Origin of the sequence: Aneurinibacillus tyrosinisolvens (genome assembly GCF_001015055.1) — a bacterium.
GTDB classification, from domain to species: domain Bacteria; phylum Bacillota; class Bacilli; order Aneurinibacillales; family Aneurinibacillaceae; genus Aneurinibacillus_A; species Aneurinibacillus_A tyrosinisolvens.
The window spans coordinates 141,417-167,224 of record NZ_BBWZ01000002.1 but is presented as its reverse complement, the minus strand read 5'-3'; the positions used below and the strand labels follow the sequence as shown (position 1 = coordinate 167,224).

At 49.6% G+C, this 25,808-nt stretch carries 29 protein-coding genes; 1 reads left to right on the top strand and 28 read right to left on the bottom strand.

The window, feature by feature from the left end; all coding sequences use genetic code 11:
• Positions 1-25: 25 nt before the first annotated feature.
• From MBEAL2_RS02835 to MBEAL2_RS02775, 13 genes are all read right to left on the bottom strand, one after another.
• Positions 26-778 carry an amino acid ABC transporter ATP-binding protein gene (locus MBEAL2_RS02835; protein WP_047150822.1) on the bottom strand — a complete coding sequence of 251 codons (753 nt, stop codon included), beginning with the start codon at positions 776-778 and terminating at the stop codon, positions 26-28.
• Entirely contained in the window at positions 775-1,437 is a 663-nt protein-coding gene (locus MBEAL2_RS02830) for an amino acid ABC transporter permease (protein ID WP_236692667.1), read from the bottom strand. Before MBEAL2_RS02830 ends, MBEAL2_RS02835 begins: the two co-directional genes overlap by 4 nt.
• A 158-nt stretch (positions 1,438-1,595) precedes the next feature.
• Complete coding sequence (locus tag MBEAL2_RS02825; protein ID WP_047150821.1) at positions 1,596-2,441, bottom strand: basic amino acid ABC transporter substrate-binding protein; 846 nt, start codon at positions 2,439-2,441, stop codon at positions 1,596-1,598.
• Positions 2,442-2,589: 148 nt separating this feature from the next.
• On the bottom strand, positions 2,590-3,177 hold the full coding sequence (locus MBEAL2_RS02820) for a hypothetical protein (protein WP_047150820.1): 588 nt from the start codon (positions 3,175-3,177) through the stop codon (positions 2,590-2,592).
• 28 nt (positions 3,178-3,205) lie between these two features.
• Positions 3,206-4,636 carry an AAA family ATPase gene (locus MBEAL2_RS02815; RefSeq protein ID WP_047150819.1) on the bottom strand — a complete coding sequence of 477 codons (1,431 nt, stop codon included), beginning with the start codon at positions 4,634-4,636 and terminating at the stop codon, positions 3,206-3,208.
• Positions 4,637-4,831: 195 nt separating this feature from the next.
• Positions 4,832-6,022 carry an aminotransferase gene (locus tag MBEAL2_RS02810; RefSeq protein WP_047150818.1) on the bottom strand — a complete coding sequence of 397 codons (1,191 nt, stop codon included), beginning with the start codon at positions 6,020-6,022 and terminating at the stop codon, positions 4,832-4,834.
• The gene (locus tag MBEAL2_RS02805) at positions 6,019-6,516 is read right to left on the bottom strand and encodes an Lrp/AsnC family transcriptional regulator (RefSeq protein WP_047150817.1); all 498 of its coding nucleotides are present in this window, start codon (positions 6,514-6,516) and stop codon (positions 6,019-6,021) included. The genes MBEAL2_RS02810 and MBEAL2_RS02805 overlap by 4 nt, the downstream gene beginning before the upstream one ends.
• A 67-nt stretch (positions 6,517-6,583) precedes the next feature.
• Positions 6,584-6,862: a DNA-directed RNA polymerase subunit beta gene (locus MBEAL2_RS02800; protein ID WP_047150816.1), complete on the bottom strand. Its 279-nt coding sequence runs from the start codon at positions 6,860-6,862 to the stop codon at positions 6,584-6,586.
• Between the two features lie 7 nt (positions 6,863-6,869).
• On the bottom strand, positions 6,870-7,730 hold the full coding sequence (locus MBEAL2_RS02795; protein WP_047150815.1) for a flagellar hook-basal body protein: 861 nt from the start codon (positions 7,728-7,730) through the stop codon (positions 6,870-6,872).
• A gap of 12 nt (positions 7,731-7,742) precedes the next feature.
• A complete protein-coding gene (locus MBEAL2_RS02790; protein ID WP_047150814.1) occupies positions 7,743-8,669 on the bottom strand; it encodes a flagellar hook-basal body protein in 927 nt (308 codons plus the stop codon).
• A gap of 99 nt (positions 8,670-8,768) precedes the next feature.
• Positions 8,769-9,785 (bottom strand): rod shape-determining protein, encoded by a 1,017-nt coding sequence (locus MBEAL2_RS02785; RefSeq protein WP_047150813.1) that lies wholly within the window; start codon positions 9,783-9,785, stop codon positions 8,769-8,771.
• Between the two features lie 77 nt (positions 9,786-9,862).
• On the bottom strand, positions 9,863-10,150 hold the full coding sequence (gene spoIIID, locus MBEAL2_RS02780) for a sporulation transcriptional regulator SpoIIID (protein WP_047150812.1): 288 nt from the start codon (positions 10,148-10,150) through the stop codon (positions 9,863-9,865).
• 124 nt (positions 10,151-10,274) lie between these two features.
• Positions 10,275-11,039, bottom strand: coding sequence for a M23 family metallopeptidase (locus MBEAL2_RS02775; RefSeq protein ID WP_047150811.1), 765 nt, complete (start codon positions 11,037-11,039; stop codon positions 10,275-10,277).
• Between the two features lie 49 nt (positions 11,040-11,088).
• Between MBEAL2_RS02775 and MBEAL2_RS30945 the strand changes: the two genes are divergently transcribed.
• Positions 11,089-11,379: a hypothetical protein gene (locus tag MBEAL2_RS30945; protein WP_152667677.1), complete on the top strand. Its 291-nt coding sequence runs from the start codon at positions 11,089-11,091 to the stop codon at positions 11,377-11,379.
• Positions 11,380-11,597: 218 nt separating this feature from the next.
• On the opposite strand, the gene spoIID is transcribed toward MBEAL2_RS30945, so the two are convergent.
• The 15 genes from spoIID to MBEAL2_RS02700 form a co-directional block, all read right to left on the bottom strand.
• Complete coding sequence (gene spoIID / locus MBEAL2_RS02770) at positions 11,598-12,614, bottom strand: stage II sporulation protein D (RefSeq protein WP_047150810.1); 1,017 nt, start codon at positions 12,612-12,614, stop codon at positions 11,598-11,600.
• A gap of 226 nt (positions 12,615-12,840) precedes the next feature.
• Positions 12,841-14,184 (bottom strand): UDP-N-acetylglucosamine 1-carboxyvinyltransferase, encoded by a 1,344-nt coding sequence (gene murA, locus MBEAL2_RS02765; RefSeq protein WP_047150809.1) that lies wholly within the window; start codon positions 14,182-14,184, stop codon positions 12,841-12,843.
• 22 nt (positions 14,185-14,206) lie between these two features.
• Positions 14,207-14,998 carry a YwmB family TATA-box binding protein gene (locus MBEAL2_RS28790; protein ID WP_052947385.1) on the bottom strand — a complete coding sequence of 264 codons (792 nt, stop codon included), beginning with the start codon at positions 14,996-14,998 and terminating at the stop codon, positions 14,207-14,209.
• Positions 14,999-15,077: 79 nt separating this feature from the next.
• Positions 15,078-15,299: a DUF1146 family protein gene (locus MBEAL2_RS02755; RefSeq protein ID WP_047150808.1), complete on the bottom strand. Its 222-nt coding sequence runs from the start codon at positions 15,297-15,299 to the stop codon at positions 15,078-15,080.
• A 118-nt stretch (positions 15,300-15,417) separates the two neighbouring features.
• A complete protein-coding gene (nuoN, locus tag MBEAL2_RS02750) occupies positions 15,418-16,971 on the bottom strand; it encodes an NADH-quinone oxidoreductase subunit NuoN (protein WP_047150807.1) in 1,554 nt (517 codons plus the stop codon).
• 4 nt (positions 16,972-16,975) lie between these two features.
• Positions 16,976-18,475 (bottom strand): complex I subunit 4 family protein, encoded by a 1,500-nt coding sequence (locus MBEAL2_RS02745; RefSeq protein ID WP_047150806.1) that lies wholly within the window; start codon positions 18,473-18,475, stop codon positions 16,976-16,978.
• A complete protein-coding gene (gene nuoL, locus MBEAL2_RS02740) occupies positions 18,475-20,355 on the bottom strand; it encodes an NADH-quinone oxidoreductase subunit L (RefSeq protein ID WP_439644817.1) in 1,881 nt (626 codons plus the stop codon). Before nuoL ends, MBEAL2_RS02745 begins: the two co-directional genes overlap by 1 nt.
• A 30-nt stretch (positions 20,356-20,385) precedes the next feature.
• Positions 20,386-20,697, bottom strand: coding sequence for an NADH-quinone oxidoreductase subunit NuoK (nuoK, locus tag MBEAL2_RS02735; RefSeq protein WP_047150804.1), 312 nt, complete (start codon positions 20,695-20,697; stop codon positions 20,386-20,388).
• Positions 20,694-21,200: an NADH-quinone oxidoreductase subunit J gene (locus MBEAL2_RS02730; RefSeq protein WP_047150803.1), complete on the bottom strand. Its 507-nt coding sequence runs from the start codon at positions 21,198-21,200 to the stop codon at positions 20,694-20,696. The genes nuoK and MBEAL2_RS02730 overlap by 4 nt, the downstream gene beginning before the upstream one ends.
• Entirely contained in the window at positions 21,201-21,617 is a 417-nt protein-coding gene (gene nuoI, locus MBEAL2_RS02725) for an NADH-quinone oxidoreductase subunit NuoI (protein ID WP_047150802.1), read from the bottom strand.
• Positions 21,618-21,630: 13 nt separating this feature from the next.
• Complete coding sequence (gene nuoH / locus MBEAL2_RS02720; RefSeq protein WP_047150801.1) at positions 21,631-22,635, bottom strand: NADH-quinone oxidoreductase subunit NuoH; 1,005 nt, start codon at positions 22,633-22,635, stop codon at positions 21,631-21,633.
• Positions 22,635-23,747, bottom strand: a complete 1,113-nt coding sequence (locus MBEAL2_RS02715) for an NADH-quinone oxidoreductase subunit D (RefSeq protein WP_152667676.1) — start codon at positions 23,745-23,747, stop codon at positions 22,635-22,637. The genes nuoH and MBEAL2_RS02715 overlap by 1 nt, the downstream gene beginning before the upstream one ends.
• A 5-nt stretch (positions 23,748-23,752) precedes the next feature.
• Complete coding sequence (locus MBEAL2_RS02710; RefSeq protein WP_047150800.1) at positions 23,753-24,820, bottom strand: NADH-quinone oxidoreductase subunit C; 1,068 nt, start codon at positions 24,818-24,820, stop codon at positions 23,753-23,755.
• The gene (locus MBEAL2_RS02705) at positions 24,817-25,335 is read right to left on the bottom strand and encodes a NuoB/complex I 20 kDa subunit family protein (protein ID WP_047150799.1); all 519 of its coding nucleotides are present in this window, start codon (positions 25,333-25,335) and stop codon (positions 24,817-24,819) included. The genes MBEAL2_RS02710 and MBEAL2_RS02705 overlap by 4 nt, the downstream gene beginning before the upstream one ends.
• Positions 25,326-25,694, bottom strand: coding sequence for an NADH-quinone oxidoreductase subunit A (locus MBEAL2_RS02700; protein WP_047150798.1), 369 nt, complete (start codon positions 25,692-25,694; stop codon positions 25,326-25,328). The genes MBEAL2_RS02705 and MBEAL2_RS02700 overlap by 10 nt, the downstream gene beginning before the upstream one ends.
• Between the last annotated feature and the right edge of the window lie 114 nt (positions 25,695-25,808).

Below are 25,808 nucleotides of genomic sequence, written 5' to 3'. Positions count from 1 at the left end.
CTCTATCTCTCTTTTACCACCCGGTTTATCTTATATGCCCTAAAAACTCTTTCGTTCTCAGGTGCTGCGGGTTATCAAATAATTCTTTCGGGGATCCCTGTTCCACAATGTAGCCGCCATCCATAAAGATGACACGGTCAGCGACCTCTTTGGCAAATCCCATTTCATGCGTGACGACAACCATGGTCATTCCTTCTTTGGCCAGTTGTTTCATGACCTGCAATACCTCTCCGACTAATTCCGGGTCAAGCGCTGAAGTCGGCTCATCAAACAGCATAATTTCCGGCTCCATCGCCAATGCTCTTGCGATCGCTACCCGCTGCTTCTGGCCGCCGGACAGCCGGTTCGGGTACTCGTTTGCCTTCTCCTTTAACCCAACTTTCTCCAGAAGCGTGAGTGCCTTCGCTTTTGCCTGTTCTTTGTTCATTTTTTTCAACAGGACAGGCGCCTCCATCACATTCTCTACTACTGTCATATGGGGAAAAAGATTAAATTGCTGGAAGACCATCCCGATTTCTTGCCGCAGCTTATTAATGTTGGCTTCTTTGTCTTCTACCAGCTTCCCGCGGACTTCGCGTTTCCCTAACAGTTTTCCATTAATATGAACCGTACCTTCATCAATGCGCTCCAAATAATTCAGACAGCGGAGAAATGTGCTTTTTCCGGAGCCGCTGGGCCCGATAATAACAACCACTTCACCGGAATGAATCTCTACATCAATTCCTTTAAGAACTTCCAGTGCATCAAATCGCTTTTTTAAATTGCTACAGCGGATCATTCATACACCCCCACCTTTTTTTCAATTTTCCCCACAACATAGGTCATGATTGTTGTAAGCAGCAGGTAGATGATGCCAACCAACGCGAAAATTTCAATGTAGCGAAATGTGCTGCTTATGATTTGCTGGCCTGTACGTAATAAATCATATAAGGCAATCGTAGATACGAGAGACGATTCTTTAATTAACGCAATGAATTCGTTTCCGAGCGGGGGGAGCATCCGGCGGAAAGCCTGGGGAACAAGAATCCTGCGCATGGCCTGCCGGTAGCTTAATCCTAAGGAGCGGGCTGCTTCCATCTGCCCTCTATCAATGGATTGGATTGCTCCTCTTGCGATTTCCCCGATATAGGCTGCCGCGTTCATTGTTAAGGCAATGACCGCTGATACAAAAGGCGGAAAGGTTAGCGCTTCATTTATCGTTGGAAGAGCAAAATGAATCGCAAATAATTGCAGTAATAACGGGGTTCCCCTAATCACCCAAATATAAAAGCGGCTAATCTGGGAGATATATTTATTATGAGATACGCGCCCTAACCCTACAATAAGCCCCAGGACGGAGCCCAGAACGACAGAAATTCCCGCTATCTCTACGGTAACCAGAGCACCCTGAAGTAAATAGGGCAAGTACGTTATAGCGAATTCAAAAAAACCGGACACCACACTACCTCCTTATAAAGAAAACTTGGCTAGCGACAAGCCGCAGGCGCTGGCGATCGCCTTAGTTGCCCTTATGTAGATAAGAAAGTTATACTTTCTTATCTACTAAATAAATGTAAATCGGGAACAAGCTCGTCCCGATTTACGCTGGTCATTCACTATTCTTTTGATTTGTCTGTGCCAAACCACTTCGTGCTAATTTCCCCGTACGTTCCATTGTTTTTAACCGTTTGTACCGCTGTGTCTAATGCTTTTAATAAATCGGCGTCATTTTTGCGAACCGCAATCCCCACCGGGAGGCTCTGGAACGTATCGCCCACGATTTCAAATGTGTCCGGCTTTGTTTTCATATAGTAACGGCCAACCGCTTCTGCTACAACAATGGCATCTAAACGGCCAAGTCCCATATCATTAAAAGCATCGGTATATCCGTTGTACGTTTTAATTTCTTTCACGCCTGGGATTTTTCTTGCAGCCGTCTCACTTGTTGCTCCTAATTGAACGCCAACAATTTTGCCTTTTAAATCTTCTTTGGATTTAATCCCTAATGGATTGCCGGACTTCACAGCAACAATTTGACCGAGCTTCAAGTATTCGGAGAAGTTTGCTTTTTGCTTTCTCTCATCCGTTATATTCATGGAAGACATGATCATATCGTATTTTTTCGCATCCAGGCCGGGGAGGATGCCATCCCATGCAGAAGGAATGAACTCCGCTTCCACACCTATTTCTTTTGCGACAGCTTTAGCCAAATCAATGTCAAAGCCAACGAGTTCATTTTTGTCATTGCGATATTCCATCGGAGGGAACGTATCGTCAATGGCAACGGTTAGTTTCCCCTTCTGTTTAATCGCTTCCAGTGTATTTCCCTGTGTATCGGAGCCTTGATTGGCTCCTTCTGCCTTACCTGGTGCTGAAGCAGCCGGGAGTTCCGGTTTCGCGCCACAAGCACTTAATGAAAAAGCCACGGTTAGTATTGCGATAAGAAAAAATAATTTCTTCATTGTTTGCCTCCTTGGTAAACGATAACACGGTTTATTAATAATCATGCATAATAGCAAATATTAATACATAACATCATTCAGTTTAGTACTGGTTTATAAAAAAATCAATGATAAAAATTGGTCCTGCACCAGAGAATGATGAAAGTTTTCAAATAGCAATTTGGTTTTTTCCCTGGTGGTCTAATTTTATCTTTACATGTTTGAGTTTCTTTAAGGAGAGAACCGCAACCTCATCTTTATCCCAGTCCAGGTAAGTAGACGCACCCGGAGCTCCTGTGTCTGCTGACATCGACGCCATTTTTAATAGAACCGGATTTGTTGTCTGGCTCAAGTTATCTTCCCGGAACGCGGTATAAAGCGTAATGTTCTCGATTCTAATTCCAAGCAAGCCAGCTATGCTTTGCATACGCAATATGGCGCCCTCAAACTGCACCTTCGCTTTGCCCCAGGATGAGCCTTGCACCGTTTTTTTACATTCAATAATATGCAGATGCCACTTGCCACTTTTATCTTCCAGAATAATTCCATCCGCACATTTCTGATTTACCAGGTAATCAATTTTATTAGTCCCTTCCAATGCGAACTGAAATGCCTCATTTTGAAATTGGCATAGCAATTCCGCTTCTCCTTCAACCTGCTTCTCTTTCACTAGTAAACGCCCGCCATTTTGCGAAGCCTTTATTACGTAGTGATGTTTAATCCATCCCAATCGTGTTGAAAAATCGTCTGACAGCATCTATTCTCCCCCAACAATCTCCCTCAAATTATCTATCTCCATCATCTTCTGGATCTGCTTCATTTTCGAATCTCGTTTTTTGTATCGCCAATGCCTCTTTGCTCAACTCATATATTGCATTGTTAAAGGTTGGAACAATGACCCCTTCCTCTGTGGATTCTAGTAGTCCAACTTTCGTCCTGCCATTGTCTATATTATTAAATTGATAAATCTTTATTTTCTCAGGGGAAATGGTATCTGCTTCGTCATAACTAAGATTTTTAACTTCAATTCCCTCTTCCCTTAAGTTCTTTAAAGAAATTAAATTGTTGATCTGCTGGATAAAAGTATCACTGTGTGTTGTTATCCATATGGGTAGCCCGCTATTTACCAATCGTATTAAACCCCTTAGTAATACACGCTGCAGTTCGAGGTGCAGATGGGCTTCAGGTTCTTCAATTATCATTAATCTAAACTGATATCCGGATTGTAAGAATAAGATGATAGGCGCGATTTCAGACACTAAAGACGATGTAACGTATAAGGGTAAGTTATCTTCAATACTCTTTGGCTTATAGAAATAGTTTGGAACAGGGGAGGAATCCTTTCCTACTTTACCAAGCAGTATATTTTCCTCTAAAAAATTCACGATTTCCTCGTATTTTGGCTTTTCTTTTATGTCCATCTTCAGCAGTTTATTTAAAAACTTTACTACCGAGAGTGGCAATCTTCGGTCTGTCGCCTCTTTTTGATCGTCGCTCATACTGTAGGATTCATTTATGAGTGGATCAATTAACATTTTATATGTAAGCATAAACCCTGTTCTTGAAGCAGGGAGATAAACCGGTTCGAACCTGTTTAACGATCTTCTTGTTGGAAACGGGATGTTGAGGCTGCCAATAAACAAGGCACAGGTGATAATACTCACCATTTCATAAACATCATCCTGTACTGATGTCAGCCGTTTAGACAAATGGAAATCAATCTGGCTGTTGTCCATATCTACATTCGTAAATACTCCTTCGTCATCCTCAGCTTCATCCAGTTCGTCAACTTCGGAAGATTTAATGGAAATCCAATTAAAATTAATCCTTAATGGTTCAACTCTTCTGTAATTTTCAATCTGTACGCTGCCCAATTTAATCGGGTAATTAAAAATTCTTTTTACTAGATTTTCTTTTTCTGCCGCTAGAATATCATTGAACCATTTTAGAAATAATGTTTCTGCTTCCTCGTCAATGATGACCTCATCTTTGTCTATATTACTTAACAGCCAATCTTGACAATCTTTATAGGTACGGAGGGATTCTTTATCAAAAAAAAGGGTGCCGCCTAAAGACACAATTCCCCACAATAAAGACATCACGTAGCTTTTTCCGCTGTTGTTATCTCCTACAAACAGCATAAATGGTGATATATCGATTCTCGCATTATCAATTTTCCCAAAATCATTTATAGATAAAGTCCAACGTTGTCTCAATATATACACCCCTTCCCATTCAATATAGTATCACTTATACTATGCTTTCCTGTATATGAAAAATTATGCTTTTTTACTCTATATGTAAGAATTCAAGCTCTGTTATTCAATCTCCTTTAATCGTTTTATTGCAAAACGCCCTTGAAGCCGATCGTTTATCCGCTTCAAGGGCGTCGTTCATTCCTTTATTCAGGGTTAAATCTTCTGCAGAAACTTATCCATCCGCTCAATCGCCATCTCCAGATTCTCCATCGACGTCGCATACGAACAGCGAATATGGCCTGTGCCGCTCTCCCCGAACACATGGCCCGGCACGACCGCCACCTTCTGCTCCAGAATCAGGCCTTCCGCAAACTCTTCCGCCGACAGCCCGGTCGATTGAATCGACGGGAACGCGTAGAACGCCCCCTCCGGCTTGTGGCAGGACAATCCGATCTGCTCGAACGCCTTCACCACATAGTTGCGGCGCTGGCGGTAGCTCTCCACCATCCGGTCCTTCGCTTCCATCCCGTGCTTCAGCGCCTCCAGGGCGGCCACCTGGGCCATAATCGGCGCACACAGCATCGTGTACTGGTGGATTTTCACCATCGCCTGGATGATATCCTCCGGCCCGGCCGCATAACCGAGGCGCCAGCCCGTCATCGCAAACGACTTCGAGAACCCCGACAGCAAAATCGTCCGCTCTTTCATTCCCGGAATCGCCGCAAAGCTCGTATGCTTCGCATCGTATGTCAGCTCGGCATAAATTTCATCTGAAATGACGAGTAAGTCATGCTTTTTAATGACCGAAGCAAGGGCAGCCAGCTCTTCCTCCGCCATAATCGAGCCCGTCGGGTTGTTCGGGAAGCAGAAAATAATCGCCTTCGTGCGCGGCGTAATTTTCTCTTCCATCTGCCGGGCTGTCAGCTTAAATTGATCCTCAATCGACGTCTGCACCGTGACCGGTACCCCGCCTGCCAGGCGGATAACCGGGTCATACGATACGTAGCATGGCTCGACAACGAGCACTTCATCGCCCGGGTCGAGAATCGCCCGCAGCGCAATGTCGATGCCTTCGCTCGCCCCTACGGTCACAACGACTTCTTTATCCGGATTGTACGTTACGTTGAACGAGTCGGACAGGTAGCGGCAGATTTCCTCCCGCAGCTCGTACATCCCGCTGTTCGACGTATACGACGTGTATCCTTTTTCCAGTGAATCAATCGCCGCTTCCCGTACGTTCCACGGCGTGACGAAATCCGGTTCGCCTACGCCGAGCGAGATAACGCCTTCCATCGAGGACGCCAGCTCGAAAAAACGGCGGATGCCCGACGGAGGAATCGTTTGAATGGTGCGCGAAAGCCTGCGGTTCCCTGTTTCTATCTGCTGCAGCGGGGATACACTCATGGCGATACGACCATCCTCTTATCGTCTCCCGACTGCTCTAGAATCACGCCGTCATGCTTATATTTTTTCAGGATGAAATGGGTTGTAGTGGAGATGACGGAGTCAAGAGCCGACAGCTTCTCGGATACAAAGCGGGCTACCTGGCGCATCGTCTTTCCTTCGATGACAACGGACAGGTCGTAGGCGCCGGACATCAGGTACACCGACTGTACCTCGGGAAAGCGGTAAATGCGCTCGGCTACGTCATCGAATCCCACGTCGCGTTTTGGCGTCACTTTGACGTCAATCATGGCGGTCACAAGGTCGTCTTCATTGATTTTCTGCCAGTTTACAATCGCAGGGTACTTGATAATAACTTTTTCTTTCTCCAGCTTTGTGATGGTTTCCTGTATGTCTTCCACGGTCGTATCCAGCATCGTCGCAATCGTTTCCGCCGAACGGCGGCTGTTCTCTTCCAAAATCCGCAAAAGCTCTCTCGTTTTTTCTCTCTCCACTTTTAATCAGTCCTTCCCTTTCTATTTCTATAATTTTCCGAAATATAGTAATAAAAAATAAAAGTGTTCAGCTGAACACTAAGTCATAAATGTGCTTCCATGTGTTCAAATTGAACACATCAAGTGCGTTCCCTTTACCCAGCACACCGTAGCCCGCGATCATGCCGGCAAGAAGCGCGACAAACAGGAGAAAAGGAACCAGAATCAATTTTAGAAAAAGGGGCACACCCTTTCTTCTTTTTCTTCTTTTCGTAACGGACGTATCACTGGTTTTCGTTTGACTATCCTTTAGTGCAGCCGCGCCCTGTGTTTTTACGACCTGCGGCTGCTTCGGTTGTTCTGCCATGCGTTTATCATCCTCTAAAAATTCGATTCGTGACATCCATCATTTGGTCGCCGTACGAGAGCGCCCGCGAGTTAAACTGGAGCGCACGCTGCGATTCCATAAGGGACGTCATTTCTTTCCGCAAATCCACGTTCGACATTTCCAGTCCGCCCTGGTGAACGGCGAGCCCCTGCGGCATCTGCACAACGTTGTTGCTCACCTGGGCGAAGGTGTTCAGCGCCTGTCCGGGACCAAGCGGGAGGCGGAAATAGTTTTCCCCCACATTATCCAGTATATTCGGGTTCTGGACGGTATAAACACCGATTCGCTGGCTGTGGGTCTGCTGTACCCCGGCCGGGGTCCGGTATGTAATCTGTCCGGTGCTGTCCACCCGGAAATTCGTGGCGTTCGCGGGAATTCGAATCGGGCGCGGGGTGCGCGGATTGCTGTCCATGACATAGTCACCGTTTGCGGTTACGAGCTGGAGCTGGTTCCCCGCCGTCGGTATAAACTTAAATGATCCGTCGCGGGTAAAAAGCGCTTCTCCGGTTCGGTTCGCATCCGCGGATTGCACCCGGAAATACGCTTCCCCTTCCAGATACAAATCCGTTGGCTGATCGGTCTGCTTCACAGTGCCCTGCGTATAGTCTACCTGCTGGATGGCTTCCTTGGCACCAAAGCCCGGGCGGATTCCGTACGGAGTTAATCGCCCCTGCTCATACTGGTCATACGGCTGGTTGTTCAGCTTACTCGTCAGCAGGGAGGCAAATGTTGTATCGCTGCTTTTGTAGCCAACCGTATCGGAGTTCGCCAGGTTATGGGCAATCGTATCAATCCGCAGCTGCATGGCACGCATGCCGGAAGCGGCATTGATCATGGAATGGTTCATCGGTTACACCTTCTATCCTATTTTTCCAACTTCATTCAGCTTCTGAAGGGTCGTATCGTACGCCGACAGCACCCGCTGGTTCGATTCATAGCTGCGGACTACGTTCATAATGTCAATCATCGTGCGGCCGGGATCCACGTTGGAGCGTTCGATGTATCCCTGCTTCACCGCCACACCCGCGTCCACAGCCGGATTGTAGGCGGCCGGTGCGCCGGCGCCGGTGTAACGGAACGTTGTATCCATCTCTTTGATCATATTTCTCGTCGGGTCGTCTACCCGCACCATGCGAAGCTGCGTCGTTGCGGCTGGATTCCATGGGATCGTCAGTTGTCCGGTCGGGCTAATCTGGAGATTCTCCTTGCTCAGCCGGACCGGCCTTCCTGCCGGGTCCCGCAAAAAGCGCGCGAGGTTAACCGGCTGACCGTTGCTGCCGAGCACCTGGTAGCCTTCCTGCGTCGTCAGGAAGCCCTGCGCGTTCATCGTCCAGTTCCCGCTGCGCGTATAGAACGTCTCCGCAGGCTGTCCGTTCGCCGCCGGCTTCTGAATCGCAAAGAACATCTTCGGCTGCACTTGTTTGGTCGTACCGTCCGGGTTCGTTACCGTTCTGGCAGCCAGCGTGCCATCCGTCATTGCTATATCGAGTACCTTCCCCGTCTCCGTTATATCCCCCTGGATAAAATTCGGGACAAGCTCCTGGTTGTATACCCCGTGGGAGAGCTTTCCGATGATTTGCTGCGGTCCCGGGAACGCCGGAAGCCCCGCGACACCGCCCCCGGTATCGCGGATTCGTTCCAGGAGAAGCTCCGGAAACGTGCGGAAGGTAGAATTATCGGCTTTATAGCCGGGTGTATTTACGTTGGCGAGGTTGTTTGTCAGTGCATCCTGCCTTGCCTGGTTGGCAAGCATGCCGGAAGCGGCAGCGTCTAATCCACGCAGCATGGTCTTCACCTGGCTTTCATCACATGTTAGGCAAAAAAAGGGAGTTATGTTGTTACCATTATAGCAGATTCTCTTTGAAAATCGAATGAGAACACATGCCTATGAAAAAATCTTCTTCTTTGACCGATGCTGCGGCGATTTGTCGAGGTTTTCCAGCATAATGCCAGTCCCCATCGCAACGCACGCCATCGGGTTCTCAGCAGTGAGAACAGGAACCTTCAGCTCTTCGGCCAGCAGCCGGTCCAGCCCGTGCAGCTGCGATCCCCCGCCTGTCAGCATGACGCCGTGGTCGATAATGTCAGCGGAAAGCTCCGGCGGTGTACGCTCCAGTACGTTTTTGGAAGCTGCCAGGATGGCCTGGGCGATTTCCTGCAGCGCTTCACATACTTCCTCTGAAGTGATCGTAACGGTCTGCGGCAGCCCTGAGACCATGTCGCGGCCGCGGATATCGATCTGGTCGGTGCGCGATCCGGGAAACACGGTACCAATCTGGATTTTAATATCCTCAGCGGTACGCTCCCCGATAAGCAGCTTGTACTTCTCTTTAATGTACCTCATTATCGCAAGATCACACTTGTCCCCGGCCATTTTAATAGAAGAGGCGGTGACGATGTCTCCCATAGAAAGCACGGCTACATCGGTTGTACCACCGCCAATATCAACTACCATATTGCCATACGGGAGAAAGATGTCCATTCCGGCGCCTACGGCAGCCACCTTGGGTTCTTCCTCCAGGAACACTTCTCTTGCGCCGCATCGCTGCGCTGCTTCCCGAATCGCTTTTTGTTCAACGGATGTTATATTCGTTGGTGTACAGATCAAGATACGCGGCCGAGCCATGAACCCTTTGACCCCGATTTTTTTAATAAAATGATTGAGCATTGCTTCCGTAATATCGAAATCTGCTATGACCCCATCACGAAGCGGACGGATGGCGACGATATTGCCCGGTGTACGGCCGACCATACGGCGCGCTTCTTCCCCGACGGCAAGAACTTTTTTCGTTTGGCTGTCGATAGCTACGACCGATGGCTCATCCAGTACGACACCCCGTCCTTTGACATAAATCACTACGTTGGCTGTTCCCAAATCAATTCCAATATCTTTGCCTAACATGCAACTGCCTCCCTGTAACAATATATCATCAGAATATTGTACTACGCATATTGTCCCGTAACAAGGAGATTTTTTCCTTACGCCAGCTCTTCTGCCTCCTCTAATTTAATCGATTTTCCCTTTCTTTTGTATTTGATTTTGGTGGCCTCCCCGCCGCGCAAATGCCGGACCGACTTATGATACTCAAGTATCTCTTTTACCTCATTGGCCAGCTCCGGATTGATTTCGGGCAGCCGCTCCGTTAAATCCTTGTGCACCGTGCTTTTCGATACGCCAAACTCTTTGGCAATCTTGCGGACCGTGTTGCGGGTTTCCACAATATAATAGCCAATCTTCATGGTCCGCTCTTTGATGTAATCGTGCACTCCCCTCGCCTCCTAATGGTAAATGGTCTGATACATTATATTGAGGCAAGGTCCCATATATGCGAAAAAAGGCTGATAGCATGTACTAATCAGCCTTTTTTCTTCATTTTCTTATGTTTTTTATTTATTTTGCGGAAGCTTCACTGGTTGACTTCTGTAAATATTGCTCAGGCTGTACTGCCAGCCCGTCTTTGTGCACTTCGAAGTGAAGGTGGACACCGAGGTCTTTCTCAAAAACATTACGGCCTGCGGTTCCAACTACCGTTCCCTGCTCTACCTCGTCGCCCACTTTAACCTTGGCGTCTTCAAGGCTTGCATATACCGTTACAAGACCGTTCGCATGTTCTACTTCTACCTGGTATCCCAGCATCGGGTCGCGCTCGGCTTTGGTTACTTTTCCAGCGGCAGCAGCGGTAACGTCAAACGTTTTCTTGTTTTTCGCTGCAATCGCCATACCGCTGTTTGGCCAGTATGAGTTGTCATACTGAACAAGCGAGGCTTCCTGCGCTTTCTTGTCTGCACCATCATCGTAGAAGCTCATGACTTTTTCTGTGCCGGCGTCTTTCTTGGACGGCCACGCTAATGGTTTGTCCGAGCCGTTAACAGGCGTCGCCTTTTCAGCCTGAGGGTTACCCTGCGGAGTTACCGCAATTTCTCCCCCGTTCTGTTGAGTTTGCTCCTGAGGGTTCGCATTCTCTTTCGCTTTGTTCAAGATGCTGAAGTCTTTGCTGTCCTGGTACCACATCACAAAGGCAAGAATAATTGCTGCGATTCCCATGTACATTGCTGGAAAAACCCATTTTTTACCGAAGATTCTCCTCCAGCCGCCAACCTGAACTTTTTTGATTGGGCCAGAAGGTTCCATTGATTTTTTTTGCTCATCACTCATTGTTTATCACCTCAAATCCCATTGTTGACAGGAAATGAGAGGAATAAACATGATACTGAAAGTTTTTTACACGGCCGAAGTGATAGGCCCATTCGCTTGCCTTTCCCTTTCGCAGGGATGCGGGTTCTGTCCGCTCCGCGCTCGCAAGAGCGGAGCCCGCAAAACAAGAGGGCCGATTCGGGGAAGAAGACTATTGCGGGCTTTTTTCCGCTCTTTCAACCGCTCCGCTGGGTATGAAAGGCCGGACTACGCTCATTGTTCCTATCACTTCTACGATGTAATGAAAACTTTCTTCTCTCTTTATTCTCTTACAGCCATTTCTATTAGATGTACGAAATAGAGGAAACGCAAAAGGGAGTGGGGAAGAGTGGTGGACGCAAAGAGCGAAGTCCGGCCTTCCTAACCCAGCGGAACGAACGGAAGGGAGGAAAAAAGACCGCAACGTCCTCTTCCCCGAATCAGCTTTCTTGTTTTGCGGTCTCCTCCCTGCAGGGAGTGAAGCGGACAGTCCCCCCTTCCTCGCGGAAGGGAAAGGCGAGCGAGTGCGTCCACCACTCTTCACCCCAGGAACCTTGTTGCATCCTCGATTTTCACTCCTGTGTAGAAATACGTCACGATCTGCTCCGCCTTCTTCCCTTCCCGCGCCATTCCATTCGCTCCCCACTGGCTCATGCCCACTCCATGCCCGTAACCCCGCGTATGAATAACCACCTTATTCTTCTCAAGGTTCATCGAGAAATGGGACGAATTCAAATCCAGCAGCTCGCGAACTTTGCGGCCTGTGTACGTCCGATCCCCGATCTTCACTTCTTTTACACGCTGGCCCGCAGTCCGTGAAAGCACGCGCTCCCATTGCTTGTCGCTGGTGGACGCAGGCACTGCGATTTTCGTCTTCAGCCGCGCCTCCAGCTGTTGGAGGGGCACGGTCGTCGTTTCTTCATAGCGGGGGGATATTTTATCCCACGGCACCGCTACGCTGCGCAAATACGGGATTTTCTGTCCCCAGTAATCTTCCGAGTTTTCCGTGTATCCGTTGCTCGTCGAGAAAAACGTCGCCATAATCGGCTTCTCTTCATACGTCAGGATCTTTCCTTCCGTTTCGCTGATAGCCTGGTGGATACGCTGAATTTTCCATGCGTAGGAGCTGCCCCATCGCTCGCGCAGCTGTTTATCATCGAGATACACCTGGTGCTTCACTGTATCTGTTACTTGAGAATTCTTGGGCACGTCCGTAAAATCATTTTTCACAAGCCTATCAACGATATACGTACGGGCTGCGAGCGCCTGTGACTTAAGGGCTTCCACCTCGAACTCGGCCGGCATTTCGCCGGAAACAACGCCTGCCACATAGCTTTCAAGAGGGACGTTGTCTACTTTTCCGGTCTCTACGCGAAACACGCGCACGGTATATTGTTTTTCAGCCGTTTTTTTATCGGCATGCGCGGAAGACAGTACGGGAGTCGCCGGTGTTGTCAAATGAGATTCTGAAGGGCCGGAGTAGAAGTAGACGAGAGCGGACGGAACGGCGAGCAGGATGACAACAACGACAGCGATGATAGACAGAACCTGTTTCATGTTTCTCTCCTTCCGGGTGGACAACTTCTTTCTTGTATAAATATATGCGGGAAGGAGGCGAGATAGACAAGAAAAAAGAAAGTTCATTCCACTTGCCTTTCCCTTCCGCGAGGAAGGGGGGACTGTGTGGACTGAAGCAATATACACTTTTTTACTCGATAAAAAAGAGCCCTGCCGGCGTTCATTCCCGGCAGGGCTCTTGTACTTTTCTTATAAAGTTCGCTGATTATGCGAGCGAAACGCGTGTGGCAGCCACCTGTGCCATACCCTCTTCCTGGGCATCGTCTCTGACAAGCTGCACGACCGGCGTATTATAACGCTCAATGTCAGCTCCGAGTGCTTTCAGCTTGGAAACGATGTCCACGTATCCGCGGTCTACATGGTGAAGCTCGGTCACTTCCGTTTCACCTTCCGAGATAAGACCGGCGAGGATTAAAGCCGCGCCTGCACGCAGGTCCGTCGCTTTCACTTTCGCTCCGGTCAGGCGGACGCCGCCTTCTACAATGGAAGTGCGTCCGTCGATTTTGATTTTTGCGCCCATCCGCTTAAACTCGTCCACATGCATAAAGCGGTTTTCGAATACCGTTTCAGTAATCAGGCTTGTACCCGCGGCAGACAGCATCATGGCCATAAACTGTGACTGCATGTCCGTCGGGAATCCCGGGTGCGGCAGTGTTTTTACGTCCACGCACTTCAATTCCTTCTCCGCGTATACGCGCACGCCGTCATCCACTTCTTCAATCGATACGCCCATTTCGCGAAGCTTCGCGACAACTGGCTTTAAATGGTCGATAATGGCGTTTTCGATAATGATGTCGCCCCGCGTAATGGCTGCGGCAACCATAAACGTACCCGCTTCAATCCGATCCGGAATGACATTATGCACCGCCCCTGTCAGACGGTTGACTCCCTCAATGCGGATCGTTCCTGTTCCTGCTCCGCGCACGCGTGCGCCCATTGCATTCAAATAGTTCGCAAGGTCTACGATTTCCGGCTCCTGCGCCACATTCTCGATGGTTGTTGTTCCTTCGGCCATGGTGGCCGCCATCATAATGTTTTCCGTTGCGCCTACGCTTGGGATATCGAGGTAAATTTTCGTCCCCTTTAAGCGGCCTTCAACGCGGGCATCAATGTAACCCTGGCCAATTTCGACTTTAGCACCCATTGCCTCAAAGCCTTTTAAGTGCTGATCAATTCCGCGCGTTCCGATGGCGCATCCGCCTGGAAGCGGGATTTTCGCCTTTCCTTTGCGCGCAAGAAGAGGTCCCATCACAAGAAAAGACGCACGCATTTTGCGTACCCATTCATAAGGTGCCTCGACTGCCGATAGTTTTTGTGCGTTGACCGTTAGTATTTCGGATTCTTGGTTGTATTGTATGTCGACATTCAATGCTTTCATGACTTCGCTGATTGTAAAAACATCGTCCAACCCAGGTACTTCATGAATGGTGCTCGCACCGTCTTCCGCCAGAATTGATGCTGCGATGATTGGCAATACTGCATTTTTTGCTCCATGTACCCTAACTTTTCCCGATAGACGTTGTCCACCGCGAACGATTATTTTATCCACGTCACGTTCCCCCCGCGTCCTGCTAATATTCCGTTGTAATAATTGGTGTTCCTAGTGTTAATGTTGTTTGATGCTTAATTGTATTTGTGTGAGTTGCAATCTGCAGATTCATTGCTTTATGGTCCGTAGTGATTTTAGTACTGAGTAGGGGTGAATAGGCTGAATAGCTCAAAACCATTTTTTCTTCCAGCTTCTCGACAACCTTTGCGTCGAATCGTGCCAGAACCTGACCGATTTTCTGCTTTTGCAAGTCATTTTCCAGTTTACCATTAAAAAATCCTTTGGCACAAGAGCTAATTTGCGGTAAATCAGTCCTATTTCCGACAATTCGCAGCACGTCTTCGGTCATAGTTGCCATGGAATTCACCTGGTATTCTTTACCTCGAATTTGTAATGATAAACCCATTCTCGCCTCATTTTTGCTTGCGGAGGGGGAAAGGCTTACGTATGCTTCTACGTCCGCTCCCACACTCATTTTGCCGTGGCCCTGGTAGATTTGGACAGACGGCTGGCTCGCTTCGTCCCAGCTGGCAATTCCGACTTTTTTCGCCAATTGTGAACGAAACGCTTCGGCTTCTTCCATGCTTTTAAAGCGCATATCACTCCATTTCATGCGAAATTGCACCTCTGTTACATTTGCACCGGTCGTCTTTACCGCGTCCGTTAATGATCGGAGGTCGTCGAAGGATTGCTGCAGCTGCTGTTCGTTTCTGTTCTCCGCTGCGGCGGTTCGCCCATACAGCATATAACCGGATAACATGATTAAAATCATCACAAAAGACAGTGTATTGGTAAGATTGATTTTTTTATTCATTTTGTACCCTCTCCCGCGCATCTTTTTTACTACTCAGTTTGCACGAGATAAGGGTGAGTTATACTATTCGATGCGCCAATTAGAAAAATCCCTGGAGCATCCGCGTCCACCCGAAATAATCGGAGAAGAAGGTGGAAACTGAGTGCCCGATTACGATGGACAGGAAGATTTGCAATAGCTTCGCCTGCGGGCCTTTCGGGTTGCTAAGAAACAAGTCGAAGCGGAACGTCTGCAGCGTCCAGAAGCTGAGCGCGATAAAAATAAGGGAAAGCACGATATTAATTGCGCCTGCCATTGCCATTGTATAGTCACTTCCTTACTAATATATTATGTTTGCCTGCACCCCTGAAACGCAAAAAAGAGGAGCGCCCCACCCGCTATTTTACCACATAAGCGAATCCGGGGCATTCCTCTGTTATTTATTGCGGTGCGGCTTGCTGCGGTCCAGGCTGCAGCATTTGCTGGAACGGGAAGTGGCTGTGAATATAGTTCATCACAAGATCCGGCATAATGCCCGCCGCAATCGTGCCGACCACGGCAATGAGAACGACAACCGCAATCGATACCGGCACCTTAAGCCGTGCTTCCGTTTTTCCCGGGCGCATATACATCTGGCGAATGACGCCAAAATAATAATAGTATGATACAACGCTCGTCGCCATCATAATGCCGGCGAGCCAGTAATTGTGGTGCGCGACCGAACTGATAAAGATGTAGAACTTCCCGAAGAACCCGGCGGTTACTGGAATTCCTGCAAGGGAGAGGACGAAGAACGTCATCGCCAGTGCTATCCACGGCGCCCGGTGGTACAGGCCTGCAAACGACTTCACGTCCTCTGTATTCTGATCGCGGTTCACAATCATAATAATCGCGAAAATCCCCATGTTGGCGAGCAGGTAGGCGACAAAATAGAAAATCGTCTGTTCATACATGAGCAGCGTGAACGTAGCAAAAGGCACGAGCAGGTATCCGGCCTGCGCAATCCCCGAGTACGCCATCATCCGCTTGATGTTCACCTGGCGCAGCGCCATCGTGTTTCCGATAATCATCGAAGCCGCGGCGACAATGCCAATGTACAGCGAAAGCTTATCAAGCAGAACCGATACCGGCTGGTTGGCTGCCCCCATTTCGAACAGGCCGCCGAACGCAACGAGGAAGATGCGCAGGATGATCGCAAACCCGGCTGCTTTAGAAACGACGGACAGAAACGCGGTAATCGGCGTTGGTGCTCCCTGGTACACATCCGGCGCCCACATGTGGTACGGAACGGCGGAGATTTTGAACGCCAGGCCGACCAGCACAAGGAAAAACGCGAGCAGAACAAGATAGCTGAAGCCGCTCTGGTACGCAGCAGTCAAGCGTTCCGCGATGACGTACAGATTGGTGGAACCCGTCAAGCCGTAAATAAACGACATTCCGTACAGCGTAATCGCCGTCGCGATTCCGCCGGATACAACGTACTTAAACGAAGACTCGTTCGATTGAATATGGTTCTTCCTCGTTCCGACCAGGATGTAGGATGAGATAGACAGCAGCTCAAGCCCGACAAACAGCGTAATTAAATCCGCGGAAGAAGCCATAATCATCGCCCCGAGCAGGGCGGTTAATATAAGGTAGTAGTACTCGCCGGAATAAAGGATGTTCTTCTGCTCATCCACATAGTTGATGGAGATAAGGAACACCAGGGCTACACCGCTCAGGAAGATGAGCTTAAACCCATTCGCAAACGAATCCAGGCGGTACATATCATTCATAATCGAGACGACATCTTTGCCGGTGTTTCGTACCACGAAGTATCCTGCGACAATAATGCCGAGAAGACCAATCCATGCCAGAATGCGTCGATCCGTTTTCTTCGAAAACACAAGATCGAGCAGCGAAAGGAGTGTGGCAACACCTAGTATGGTAAATTCGGGGGTCATGACCGACCAGTCAAAATTGGCCAGGTTTCCCCACTTGCTGGCACCATTCATCGGTTTACCCTCCTATCCTTGGCACGATATTTTGCAGCGTTGCCTGCAGCGGTTCACTCAGCACGGCAGGATATACGCCGATGAGGATGACCAGGCTGAGCAGGACAACCATCGGAACCACTTCAAATGCCCGCGCATCGGAAAGCGATTCGTATTTTGCTTGAATCGGGCCAAACGTTGTGCCGAGAACGGCACGTAATAAATAAACCGCGGTCAGGATAATGCCGAGCGCACCTACAGCCGCAATGGCCGGCCTTGTGCCGAACAGGCCGAGAAACGCAAGGAATTCACTGATGAAGCCGGACATTCCCGGCAGGCCGACAGACGCCATCATCGCTGTGAGCAGCACGCCGCTGATCACCGGCATCGACTTGGCCAGGCCGCCCAGCTCGCTGATGTTCGTCGTGTCTGTTCGTTCATGCACAATCGAAACCATATAGAACATGAGCGCCGCAATTAGTCCATGGGATACCATCTGGAAAATCGCACCCTGGAAGCCTTCTGCATTCATCGCGGCCAGGCCGAGAAGCACAATTCCCATATGGCTCACGCTCGAATATGCGAGCACAAGCTTGAGATCATCTTGCGCAAGGGCGAGCACCGCTCCGTATAGTATGTTAATGACACCGAGAATGGCGATGAACGTTGCCATCTGGTCCATCCACTGCGGGAAGAAGGCGGCGTTCATCCGGATGAGGCCATAGCCCCCGATTTTAATGAGAACACCGGATGAAATCATAATAACTGCAGGGTGGCCTTCCTCGTACGCCTTGAGCATCCACGTGTGGAAAGGCACAACCGGAATTTTAATCGCAAAAGCAATCAACAGCGCGAGGAACAATCCAAAGCGCAGCCCTTCATCCACATTAAATGGAGACATTGGGTTGGTCAGTGCTTGCCGGATTTCCTCCATATTAATCGTTAATGTATTCATGAACAGGGCTACAAACACGATGAGCATAATCGCCGAACCGACGCCGTTGTAAAGGAGGAACTTCATCGCCGCTTTTTCGCGGTCCTGATAGCCCCAGATGCCGAACATGAAAAACATTGGGATAATCGTAAATTCAAAGAACACGAAGAACTGGAACAGGTTGAGCGCGGTAAATACACCGAACATCCCCATCTCTATAATTAAGAACAGGATGTAAAACTCTTTCCAGCGCTTGTTAATCGTTAACGCGGCAATGGCAGCCATCGTGCCGATAACAGCCGTCAGCACAACAAGCGGCATCGAAAGGCCGTCCACGCCCATCTCATATTTAATGTGGAGCGCATCCTGACCTACCGGAATGTTAATCCAGTTTGACTGCTGGACGAGCTGAAGCCCTTTGGCTGCCTGGTCGAAATTCACATAGAGCATCACGGCAAGGACGAGCGGAATGAGCGTCGCGAGAATCCCAATCGCTTTAATTGTACCTGCCCTGGTTTTCGGAACGAAGGCGAGCAGCAGCACACCGAGAAGCGGTGAGAACGTTAAGATGGTAAGAAAATAATTCGCCATTATCCGAAATACCCCCCTGCAAAAGTCAGACCCGCAATCAAGAGAACGAGGCCGACGAAGGCGACCGCTCCGTATGTTTGCACCTGACCGTTCTGTACGCGTGAACCCGTCTTGCCGACTCCGCGCGTAAACGCAGCGACCACGCGCACAAGGCCATCAATGATATAAATATCCACCAGGTTCAGGAATTTCCCGATCGCCGCCAGCGGACGAACAAATACCGTATCGTAAATCTCATCAATGTAATATTTGTTGAAGGACAGACGGTACAGCGGGCCGCCGATTCCCTGGGAAGAGGCGGAACGTTTGCCGTACATCGTCCACGCGAGGAAAATTCCCGCGAGCGATACGGCGAGCGCCAGAATCGTTACCCAAATTGGGCCGCCGTGCTCCTCGTGCCCTTCCACATGGAAAGCGGTAAAGTCATTCGTTAACCAGGAGCCGAGTACCGGGGCCCATGGTGTATTGATAAAGCCAGCCACAACGGCAAGAATGGCCAGCAGAATCATCGGGAACGTCATCACGCCCGGAGACTCGTGCGCATGTCCGCCGGATTTGTCCTCTCCCGTAAACGTTAGGAAGAACAGGCGGAACATATAGAAAGCGGTAAAGAACGCGGCGATTACTCCAGCCGCAAATAGGTCGTACCGCCCGGATGCAAGGGTCGCCGTCAGGATTTCTTCCTTCGACCAGAAGCCCGCAAACGGGAAGATACCGGCAATGGCAAGACAGCCGATTAAGAATACGGCGCCAGTAATGCGCATCTTCTTCCACAGGCCGCCCATCTCGAAAATGTCCTGGGTGTGTACCGCGTGAATCACGCTGCCGGCACCGAGGAAGAGCAATGCTTTGAAGAATGCGTGCGTCATCAGGTGGAACGTACCGGCGACATAGCCGGCCGCACTGGCCGCACCAAGGGCAAGCATCATGTAACCGAGCTGGCTGACGGTTGAATACGCGAGCACGCGTTTAATGTCGCGCTGTGTTAAACCGATCGAAGCCGCGAAAATCGCCGTAAAGCCCCCGACGTACGCGACAACATCGGTCGCAACCGGAGAAGCAAGGTACAGGTCGTACATCCGCGCCACGAGGTAGACACCGGCTGCAACCATCGTTGCGGCGTGGATTAACGCACTGACCGGTGTCGGGCCTTCCATGGCATCCGGCAGCCACGTATGCAGCGGGAACTGACCGGATTTACCGACCGCGCCGATAAACACGAGGATGCCGACGAGGGTAATCTTCCAGCCTTCTACCGTTCCTGAATGAACAGCGTTGAAAATATCGCTGTAATTAAAGCTTCTGAACCACCAGAAGATAAGGGCAATTCCGATAAAAAGGCCAACGTCCCCGATCCGGGTTACGATAAAAGCCTTCTTGGCGGCCGCCTTCGCTTCCGGCTTAAAGTAGTAAAAGCCGACGAGGAGGAAGGAGCAAACCCCTACGAGCTCCCAGAATATGTACAATTGAAGAATGTTCGGCGAAAGAACAACACCAAGCATAGAGAAAGTAAAAAGTGCAAGATATTGATAGAACACGGAAAAGCGTTCGTCTCCGTGCATGTAGCCTTTAGAATAAATGTTTACCAGCATGCTGACAAACGTAACAATCACGAGCATCATTGCGTTCAACTGGGTTACTTCATAGCCCATCATAATTTTATGACCGGCCAGGGTTAACCAGTGGAAATCAATGTTGATATAATCTTCAGCTCCCTTGGCAAACCGCTCAAAGAAAACAAGGAGTGCAACAATAAAAGAAGCGAGTGTCGCAGCAATTCCCACATACGCGGATGCTTCTTTCATCTGGCGTCCGAAGGCTAGGAGCAGTACGAAAGCAAGGAGCGGAAAGAGCGGTACAAGCCAGGCATTTGCTAACATTTCCATTGAGTCACCAGTCCTTTTTCCATTCTATCGCTTCATTAAGTCCATCTCATCAACATTTACCGTATTGCGGTTGCGGTAGAGGGAGATGAGAATGGCTAGCCCTACGGCCGCTTCTGCAGCTGCCACTGTAATCGTAAACAGGGAGAAAATCTGCCCTGAGATATTGGCAAACATACCGTATTTCGCAAACGCAACAAGATTAATATTCACCGCGTTGAGCATAAGCTCAATCGACAACAACACTACGACCGCATTCCTCTTCGTTAACGCGCCGTAAAGCCCGACGCAGAAAAGGATCAGTCCGACCAGCAGGTAAGACGTAATCGGTACACTCATTGGTCGTCCGCCTCCTTCTTCGCCAGAATAATCGCACCCACAAGAGCTACCAGCAGGAGGACGGAAACGAGTTCAAACGGAATGACATAGTTTGTAAACATTTGAATCCCGATTTCTTTTACATTGTTCTGTTTCGAGTAATCGGCAGCCTCTTCCGGCCACTGCACACTCTGGATGCCGAAGAAAACGAGCGCGAAAAAAACAGCAATGGCGGCAAAAACAATGTACTTGAAAGGCCCTTTCCTCTCCTTTGTTTCCGATGCATCATGGCGTGTAAGCATGATTCCAAACAGCATGAGAATAGAAATCGCACCGGAATAAACGAGAATCTGGGTCATTCCGACAAACTCGGCCTCAAGCAAAACGTAAAGCCCGGCGATACTAAGGAACGTAAAGGCAAGGGCAACGACCATATGTACAACCCGGGTGAAGCTGATCATGAAGACCGCTCCACCGATGGCCAGGAGGGAAAGAACAAAGAAAGCGATAAACTGCCCGGTCATTTAGGCGTTCCCTCCCCGTACGTTCGTGTTATTATCATCAAGCCATTTCATGTCTTTGAACAGTTCATCCCGGCTGTAGGCGGCAAGCTCGAAATTCGTTGTCATAACGATCGCTTCTGTCGGGCATACTTCTGTACAGAGATCGCATAGAATGCAAATCTCGAAGTTAATGTCGTATGTGTCGATGATCTTTCCTTTTTTGTTCGGGTCTTCGCTTTTCTTCCCGATGAGGTTAATACAGCCTGTCGGGCAGATACGGGCGCACTGGTTACATACGATACATTTATCCGGAGCGAAGTGCTGAATGCCCCGGAAACGTTCCGGCCAGATCATCTCCTGATCCGGATACATATGTGTGGCCTTTTTCTTGGTCATCTGTTTAAATGTGTAAGCCATTCCTTTAGCAAAACCTAACATACTATCACCCCTTCTACATTAGGACCGTCTTCACAATCGCGGTGATAAGGATATTCACGAGAGCCAGCGGCAGCAGCACTTTCCATCCCATCTGCATGAGCTGATCGACACGCATCCGCGGGAAGGTCGCCTGCAGCCAGAAGATAAAAAAGACAATCGCACCAAACTTGAGAATGAACCAGACGATTCCAGGGATAAAGCTTAAGAATTCGAACGGCGGCAGCCATCCGCCCAGGAACAGCACGGTCGTCAGAGAAGCCATGGCAAAGATGTATACATACTCTGTCAGCATAAAAAACGCCCAGCGGAAACCGCTGTACTCAACGTGATAACCTGAAATCAGCTCGGATTCGGCTTCGGTCAGGTCAAAAGGGGTACGGCTTAACTCCGCTAACTGAGCAATAACGAAAATGATAAATCCAAGAAACTGCGGAATCATGAACCACATGTGCATGTCGCGCTGCTTCTCAACGATATCGATGAGATTCAAGCTTCCCGTCATGAGGATAACGCCGACAACGGACATGACAAGCGGGATTTCATAGCTGATCATCTGTGCGGCCGAACGCATGGCACCGATAAGGGCCCATTTGTTATTGGACGCCCATCCCCCGGTTACGATACCGAGAACGGTAATGCCGGAAATGGCGATATAGTACAGCAGCCCGACGCCGACATCAGCAAAGTGCAGGTTTTCGGTAAACGGCATAACGGCCAGAACCGCGAACGCCGGCATAAAGGCAATGACCGGTGCGATAATAAACAGCGGTTTGTCTGCCGCTTTCGGAATGATATCTTCTTTCAGAAGAAGCTTCAATACGTCGGCGACCGTCTGCAGGAGACCGAACGGGCCAACCCGGTTCGGGCCGACGCGCAGCTGCATCCAGCCGAGGATTTTACGCTGAAAATAAATAGAATAGGTTACGAATCCCAGTACAATCCCAAGCAGAACAGCGGCGGAAACAACAAATACCAGGCCGTTCTGCCACCCTAAACTCTGTTCTAAATAAGCCCCCATTACCCGTCTACCTCCCCTAACACGATATCAATGCTTCCCAGGATTGCTACCATGTCGGCAATGTTCTGCCCCTCCACAAGCTTGGAAAGGATTTGCAGGTTAGCAAAGGAAGGACGGCGGAACTTAATGCGGTACGGTTTATCTTTCCCGTTACTTGAGATGTAGCAGCCGATTTCTCCGCGAGGCGACTCAATTCTCGTAAATGCTTCTCCCGGCGGGGTACGAAGCACACGCGGCACTTTGGCCATGACTTCCCCTTCAGGGATTTGGTTAACCGCCTGTTCAACGATATTCAGTGATTCTTCCATCTCTCGCAAACGGATTAAATAGCGGGCAAAACAATCTCCCGCAGTTTCCGTCGGCACTTCAAACTGGAACCTGTCATAGATAGAGTATGGAATGTCTTTGCGCAAATCCCACTTCATGCCCGTTGAGCGAAGCTGGACACCGCTTAATGAGTAGTTAATCGCATCTTCCTGCGTAATGACCCCTACTCCTTTTAAGCGGTTGATAAGCACTTCATTGCCCGTTACGAGTTTATGGTAGTCTTTTATCTGGTTGCGCATGTAAGGAACGAACTCTTTTACCTTCTCAATCCAGCCTTCCGGCGCATCCCATTTGACACCGCCGACCCGCATATAGTTGTAGGTTAGGCGGGCGCCGCACAATTCGTTAAAGAAGCTAAGAATTTTCTCCCGGTCAATGAAGGCGTACAGGAGCGGGCTTAGCGCACCTAAATCAAGCAAGTACGTACCGAACCACAGCAAGTGGCTGGCCACGCGCTGAAGCTCCATTACGGTGACACGCAGGTGTTCCGCACGCTCCGGAATCTCGAGCCCCATCAATGTTTCTACCGTATGAACCATCATGTAATTGTTCGTCATGGCCGAGATGTAGTCCATGCGGTCCGTATACGGGATAATCTGTGTGTAATTCAAATCTTCAGCCAGCTTCTCGGTTCCACGGTGCAGGTAGCCGATGATCGGTGTCGCTTCCGTAATCGTCTCCCCGTCGATTTTTACAACTAGGCGAAAAACCCCGTGTGTACTCGGATGCTGAGGACCAACGTTGAGCAGCATTTCTTCGGTTCTCATCTGTGTGCCCTGGCTCATTGTCCTCACACCTCCTCATCGTATTGTACGTAATCTTTGCGAAGCGGATGGCCGACCCATGTTTCCGGGAGCATGATGCGCTTCATGTTAGGGTGACCTTCATATGTAATGCCTAAAAGGTCGTATGTTTCCCGCTCGAACCAGTCCGCACCGGCCCAGATGTCGGTTACAGAAGCAACGGCCGCCTTATCGCGGTCCACTTTTACTTTGACACAGACATTCTCACGGTGGTTGTAGGAATAGAGGTAGACGAGCGATTCCATGTAGGTTTCATAGTCAACGCCGAGGCTGAGCGACAGGTAATCGAAGGCGAGCTGCTCGTTATCATACAGGAGGCGGGCCACATCGTGCCATTTCTCCTTCTTTACGATAAGCGTCGGGATGTGTTCACTCAGTTCGTTAATGTAGGAATCCTCCAGCACATCTGCGCCGAACGTATCTGTAATAACTTTCACAATGTTATCCAGTACGGGTTGTTTCGGTGACGGCGGTTTTGGAGCTTCGGGCGCTTCAGCGTCTGCCCCGCCGGCCGCTTTCGCTTTTGCTGCGGCTGCAGCAGCGGCCTTGGCTTTGGCAGCAGCGGCTGCTTTCGCTTTGTCGTCATCCCCACCACCGACGGCACCAGCTGCTTTCGCCTTGGCTGCAGCGGCTGCGGCGGCCTTTGCTTTAGCAGCAGCAGCCGCTTTGGCCTTCGCATCTGCATCGGTGGCGTTTCCTTCTGCGCCGGCGGCTTTAGCTTTGGCTGCAGCGGCGGCGGCTGCTTTCGCTTTCGCGGCGGCTGCGGCTTTCGCCTTTGCAACGGCATCGGCATCACCAGCGGCCGGCTGTTCAGCCGTTTCCGCACCACCTTCCGCTTCTATGCGCTTGCGCTTTGCTTCGCCTGCGGCCTTTGCAGCGGCAGCAGCTTTGGCTTTGGCTACATCGTCAGCGGATGTTTCAGCGGCCGGCTGCTTCGGTTCGGTTCCGGCTGCATCCGCTTCCATGCGTTTGCGCTTCGCTTCAGCTGCAGCTTTTGCGGCTGCGGCGGCCTTTGCCTTTTCTTCTGGCGTTGGCTTCGGTCTCTCTTCACTCATGCACCGGTCACCTTCTTCCCGGTTTTTGCTTCATAGCGAATTTTCTCTTGCAATTTATTTATGCCGTAGATTAACGCAGGCGGGCTTGGCGGGCATCCAGGGATGTATACATCCACCGGAACAATCTGATCTACGCCTTTTACAACCGCATATGAATTTACATACGGACCGCCTGCGGTTGCGCATGAACCCATGGCGATTACCCACTTTGGTTCGGCCATTTGGTCATAAAGACGGCGAACGAGCGGCGCCATTTTCTTCGTTACGGTACCTGATACGATCATGCAGTCAGACTGACGCGGTGAGGCGCGATAAAACACGCCGAAACGGTCGGTATCCCAGTTCGCTCCCCCAGTACCCATCATTTCAATGGCACAGCAGGCGAGACCAAAAGTAAGCGGCCAAATCGAATTGCTTCGTGCCCATGCTTTCAATTGTTCAAACGTACTAAAAAATACGCTTTTCTGCAGTTCGCGCTGTTCTTCCAGTGTGATGCCTTCTAAGTTTAGTTCCATTCTAACACCTTCTTCTTCCAGGCATAGGCTAAGCCGATAACAAGCAACACAATAAAAATAATCATTTCAATAAGTGCAAATAGGCCTAATTGATCGTAGGCAACCGCCCATGGGTACAGAAATACGGTCTCTACGTCAAATACGACAAAAAGAAGTGCGAAAATATAATACTTTACATTAAACTGAACCCAACTTGAGCCGACCGGCTCGACCCCGCTTTCATAGGTTTTTCTTTTTTCTTCAGTAGGATTGTGCGGGCGCAGAAAACGAGCTAACGTAAGCGCTCCCACAGGAAGAATGATACCTAACAAAAGAAAGATGACAACAATAAAGTAATTGTTTGCGTATAACGCCGTCATAACTCTCCCCCTATTTTTCTTTTGTACAAGTAGTGACAAAAGTGCGAAATATGAAAATCCCATACAATTATAACAGATGATATGGGTACTGTCTAACAAAGGAATAGGCTGGGT